The organism is Micrococcus sp. Mcc28 (assembly GCF_024519775.1).
Taxonomy (GTDB): domain Bacteria; phylum Actinomycetota; class Actinomycetes; order Actinomycetales; family Micrococcaceae; genus Micrococcus; species Micrococcus luteus.
In genome coordinates, this window is record NZ_JALJRH010000043.1 from 1 (window position 1) to 508 (window position 508).

The 508-nt window shown below is 50.0% G+C and carries 1 protein-coding gene; it reads left to right on the forward strand.

What is annotated here, in order from left to right; all coding sequences use genetic code 11:
• The coding region (locus NR073_RS11395; protein WP_256748838.1) for a hypothetical protein at positions 1 to 504 on the forward strand (504 nt) is incomplete at its 5' end.
• Positions 505 to 508 lie beyond the last annotated feature (4 nt).

Genomic DNA, 508 nt, shown 5'->3' on the forward strand with positions numbered 1-508 from the left:
CTGGCCAGCATGTGGACGGCCTCGCCGTGGCGGTGTGCACGGTGGACGGCCACCAAAAAGAAGAAGGGGAGAAAGAGAAAGAAGGAGAGAGGAAGGAGGGAGAAAAGGAAAGAAAAGAAGAGGGGGGGAGGAAGAGGAAGAGGAGAGGAGGGAGAGGAGAGAAGAGGAAGAGGAGGAGGGAGAGAAAGAAGAGGAGGGGGAGAAAGAGAAGGAGAAGGGGAGAGAGGGGGAAAGATAAGAGGAAAAGGGAGGGAAAGGGAAGAAGGAGAGAAGAGAAGAGAAAAAAAAGAGAAGAAAGAAGGAGAAGGAGGAAAAGAAGGGAGAAAGGGGAAGAGAAAGAGGGAGGGAAGGGAGGAGAGAGAGGAAGAGGGGGGAAAGGAAGGGAGGAAAAAAAGGAGAAGAGGGAAGAAGGAGAAGAAAAGGAAAGAGGAAAGAGGAAGGGAAAAAAGAAGGGAAAAAAGGGAGAGGGGGAAAGAAAAGGGAGGAAGAAAGAAGAGGAAATAAAAAA